Annotated in this window: 3 protein-coding genes; 2 read left to right on the forward strand and 1 reads right to left on the reverse strand. The window is 71.9% G+C overall.

Annotated elements, in window-relative coordinates; genetic code table 11:
- The first annotated feature begins 112 nt into the window (after positions 1-112).
- Complete coding sequence (locus tag D7Y21_RS40400; RefSeq protein WP_121718552.1) at positions 113-2,143, forward strand: c-type cytochrome; 2,031 nt, start codon at positions 113-115, stop codon at positions 2,141-2,143.
- Between the two features lie 104 nt (positions 2,144-2,247).
- Entirely contained in the window at positions 2,248-3,357 is a 1,110-nt protein-coding gene (locus tag D7Y21_RS40405; protein ID WP_120561821.1) for a hypothetical protein, read from the forward strand.
- 10 nt (positions 3,358-3,367) lie between these two features.
- On the opposite strand, the gene D7Y21_RS40410 is transcribed toward D7Y21_RS40405, so the two are convergent.
- Complete coding sequence (locus D7Y21_RS40410; protein WP_199735597.1) at positions 3,368-4,072, reverse strand: hypothetical protein; 705 nt, start codon at positions 4,070-4,072, stop codon at positions 3,368-3,370.
- Positions 4,073-4,405 lie beyond the last annotated feature (333 nt).

Consider the following 4,405-nt stretch of genomic DNA (forward strand, 5'->3'; position numbering starts at 1 on the left):
GGGAAGGCGTGTGAGCAGGGCCGGCACGCTTCCAGACAGGCCGTGGGGCATGCGCGCAGGGTGGGGCTGGAGGGGCGCGCGAAAGCCTTCGCGGGAGGGGATGGCATTTCCGATGCGACGGCAGGGATGGGCCGCGCTGTGCGCGGTGACGACGCTGGTGCTGTCGGGCTGCAAGGAGCGCGAGGTCGCGGGCACCTGGAGCAATGCCTCCGGGTCCGTGGCGCTCAGCCGGGACGACTCGCTGCTCTACGTGGTGGACGCGGACAACGGCATCCTCGCCGTGGTGGACACCGCGCGCCGGGAGAAGGTGTCCGAGGTGCGGGTGGGCCCGCGTCCGGAGCGCGTGACGGTGGGCCCGGACGACACCGTGTACGTGACGAACCGGGGCGGCAGGAGCGTGTCCGTCATCCGCAAGGGTGACGCGGTGGAGGCCGCGCGCGTCCCGGTGGGTGTGGAGCCCACGGGGATGGCGGTGTCGCCGGACGGCAGCACGCTGTACGTGGTGAACAGCGCCATGCGCGAGTCCGCCGCGCGGGGCAGCCTCACCGCCATCGACACCGGCACGCTCACGGCGCGCTGGGAGCTGCCGCTGGGCGAGGAGCCGCGAGGCATCGCGCTGCTGGAGGACGGCCGCAAGGCGGCGGTGTCGCTGTTCCGGCAGGGCGACGTGATGACGGTGGACCTGTCTGACGCGAACCAGCCCCGGGTGCTGCGCGGCGGCACGGACCTGCTCGCGAAGGCGAACCGGCCGTCGCCCTCTGCTGCCCCCTCGGAGTTCGAGCCGCTGCCCATGAATCCCCAGCAGGGCCCGCGCTCCTTCCGGTCGCGCGGCATGGTGGACCTGTTGAGCGCTCCGGACGGACGGCGCCTCTTCGCGCCGGTGCTGTGGTCGCGCGAAGACCCCTTGGGCGGGCCCGTGGACGGCCGCGGGCCCAATCCGGGGGAGTCCATGTACGGCGGCGGGACGCCCTGCGGCGCGGCGGCCGGTGGCGGCGTGGTGGCCGCGGGCCTCATCACCTTCGACGCGGAGGACGAAGCGCCCCGCCCGGTGGTGGACGACCTGGACGAGTGCAAGCCGCCGCCGGAGGAGAAGCCGGACTACCCCACGTCGCTCATCGCGAGCCCCTTGTTCGAAACGCCCCTGCAGGGGCCGGTGGCGGCGGTGGTGGACCCCACGGGCGCGTGGCTGTTCCTGGTGAACCAGGACTCGAACAACGTGGCCATCCTGCCCTCGTGGCGCCGCTCCGGTTCGGACCTGGTGAATGAGACGAGCCCGGTGCGGCAGCTGGTGGCCGTGGGGGCGGGCCCCAACGGCATCGCGCTCACGCGGGACGGGCGCAAGGCGTACGTCTACAACGCGTTCGACCACACGGTCAGCACGCTGGGCTCCAGCGGCAATGAATGGGGCGACATCAACGAGGAGGGCGAGCGTCTGGTCATCGCGGGCGACACGCTGTCTCCGATGGCGGCGGAGGGCCGGCGGTTGTTCTTCAGCGCGGTGGATGCGCGGATGACCAGCCCGGCCGTGGCGGTGTCCTGCGCGTCGTGCCACCTGGAGGGCCGCGAGGACGGCCACGTTTGGGGCTTCCCGGACGGGCCGCGCCAGACGCCCAGTCTGGCGGGGCGCATGACCACGGCGACGGCGCCGTTCCACTGGAGCGGTGAGTTCTCCGCGCTGGGGGACTTCATGAACGCCACGGTGAAGGACCGCATGGGCGGCCAGGTGCTGAACGAGGACACGGTGGCGAAGCTGGGAGCGTTCATCGACGCCATCCCCGCGCCGGACAACGTGTCCCGGGGCGAGCCGCTGACCGAGTCCCAGGCGCGCGGGGCTGCCCTCTTCACGCAGGCGAAGTGCGACACGTGCCACACGGGCGCGGCGCTCACGGACAACCGCAACGTGGACGTGGGCACGTTCGTGCTCTCGGGCGTGCTGCGGGACGCGGCGGCGGTCATCGAGGCGGGGCTCAACACGCCGTCGCTGCTGGGCGTGGGCCGCACCGCGCCGTACCTGCATGACGGCAGCGCGCCCACGCTCAAGGCCCGCCTGCTGAACGGCCGCGAGTCGAACCTGCACGGCACGACGGCGGGGCTGTCCGACGCGGACGTGGACGACCTGGTGGCGTACCTGGAGACGCTGTAGCGGAAGAAGCGAACCGCACCAGCGCGGCCATTGCCTCTGGAGATGGCCGCGCCGCGCAGGGTTCTTGCTTGAGCACTGCCGCGCGGGCATGAAGACCCTCGTTCATGGGTCCCTCCTCGCAGGCGGCGGGTCAGCTCCGTCTCAAGTTCGCGCCGTCGCCCTGGGGGCTCGTGGTGGTGCTGCTGGTCCACCACTTCGGGCTCTGGGCCTGGACGGCCTGGCGCCGGGACCTCCCACTGCTCCTGGTGTTGGATCGCTGGGACTCGCACCACTACAGCACGCTGGTCCTGGAGGGCTACTCATGGCCTCTCTGGGCCTTCCTGCCGCTGTACCCGGGCCTGGTCTGGCTGGTGCGGCAGGGGCTGGGGGGCACGCTGCCGCCCCAGGTCGTCGGCGCGGCCCTGTCCACGGCCTGCCTGCTGGGCTTCGTCGCGTGGAACACCCACCAGTCGCGGCAGGGGCCGCAGCGCGAAGGGATGACGGCCCGGACGCCTTGGGGGTGGTTCGTCTTCCTCTACGGTCCCGCCAGCTTCGCGCTCCACTCGCACCACACGGAGGGGCTCTTCCTGCTCCTGTCGTTCGGGGCCCTGGTGTGTGCCTCGCGTGGGCAGCTCCTGCCCTCCGCCGTGCTGGTTTCACTCTGCATCTTCACCCGGAACCAGGGTTGCTTCGTGGCGATCGCCGCCGCGCTCCTGGCCGCCATGCGCGAGCCGTCGTGGCGCGAGCGCATCGTGCGCTTCGGCTTCATGGGGTGCATGGCGCTGGTGGCGTTCGGAGGGTTGCTCGTCTTCGAGTGGAGCCGCTCCGGTGACCCCTTCATGTTCTTGAAGGCCCAGCGGGAGTGGAATCACGTGGACTCCCTCTGGGGCGCCGTCCGGGGACTGTGGTTCGGCAACCCCTGGCACAAGGGATTCAACGGCTGGCTGGTGCTGCGGAACGTCTTCGGGGCCGCGTGGCTGGTGTTCGGGGTGATGTTGTGGCGCCGCGACCGGGCCCTGGGCCTCTATGTCCTGTTGTCGCTCCTGGTGATGCTGCCCCAAGGTGACCTGGGAAATGCCTTCCGCTTTGGCGCGGTGCTCTTCCCGGTCATGTTCGTCGCGGGCGACTGGCTGGCCACGCGTCCGAAGGCGTTGCGCTGGACGGTGGCGCTGCTGCTCGTGTGGCTCAATCACAAGGCCACTCATGCCTATGCCATCGCGAAGTGGCCTTACTGAGTGGGGCCGTTCACCGCGCCGCGGGCTTTGGCGGAGCCGGAGTCACGGAGCCCGGAGGCGCGGAGAGCCGGTCCGGTGAGCCCGCGCGCGGCGCGGTAAGGCTGTCCAGCGGCTCCAGCGGCGCATCCAGGAGGAGGCGGCCCCCTGCGTCGGCCGGAAGCTCCGTGCCCGCGTCCGCCGTCGAATCCACCACGCCGTGATTCGACGTCACCGCGAGCCGGGCCACGTCCATCGCACGGTCGGGGTCGTCCCCCAGCCAGGTCACGACCACGACACACGGCGCGTCGTCATCCCACGCCACCACCTGCGTCATGCCCTGCACGGGGTTGCGGCGCGCGGCGGCGCGGCCCAGCGCCGGAATCTCCTCACCGCCCGCGTTCAACGTGGGCGCGAGCAGCGCGCGCACATCCGCGTTCGCGTAGGTCGGCTGGCAGTCATACGCCACCGACACGGACAGGTCCGCCAGCGCCGCCGAACGCAGCGAACACACGGGCCCGCACGTGGGACACGCGCGCTCCTCCTTCATCGTGAAGCCATTCAGGGTCAGGTCGCGCAGGTCCGCCGGCAGCAGTTCCTCGCACGAGGGCACCGTCAGCGTGGACGGCCGTCCCGGCAGCCCGATGGGCCCCGCGTCCGACGCGTCCGTGCCCGCACCGGGCCTGCTGCACGCGCCCAGGGCGAGCGCCATCAGCAGTGCACCCCGTCCGACCCTCATCCCGTTGGCTCTCCTCACCGACGCCATGCGCGCGGCGCGGATGGTAGACCGTGCCCGGCCCCCGTCATCAGCATTGTGGCGCGGCTGCCGCTTTCCGGACGCGACCGGATGGCGGGGGAGAGGCCGGGCAGGCCGACCTCGTTCACGGCCGGAGCGTGGGCTAGGCTGCCTGCCTTCTTCCACCATGCGCTTCCCCGGTCTCCTCAGCCTGTCGCTCCTGGCCCTGGCGCCGGCCCTCTCCGCCCGGGCCCAGACGTCCAGTCCGCCTCCCCGGAGCGCGACCCCCGACGAGTCCTGGAGCGAACCCGGCAGGCCCGCTCCCGAAGCCCCACC

The sequence above is a fragment of the Corallococcus sp. AB045 genome, assembly GCF_003668895.1.
Lineage (GTDB): Bacteria > Myxococcota > Myxococcia > Myxococcales > Myxococcaceae > Corallococcus > Corallococcus coralloides.

What these genes read in the sequence shown, in the direction of transcription:
- D7Y21_RS40400 (WP_121718552.1), top strand. Translation starts at nt 113, where the DNA reads ATGCGACGGCAGGGATGGGCCGCGCTGTGCGCGGTGACGACGCTGGTG.
- D7Y21_RS40405 (WP_120561821.1), top strand. Translation starts at nt 2,248, where the DNA reads ATGGGTCCCTCCTCGCAGGCGGCGGGTCAGCTCCGTCTCAAGTTCGCG.
- D7Y21_RS40410 (WP_199735597.1), bottom strand. Translation starts at nt 4,072, where the DNA reads ATGAGGGTCGGACGGGGTGCACTGCTGATGGCGCTCGCCCTGGGCGCG.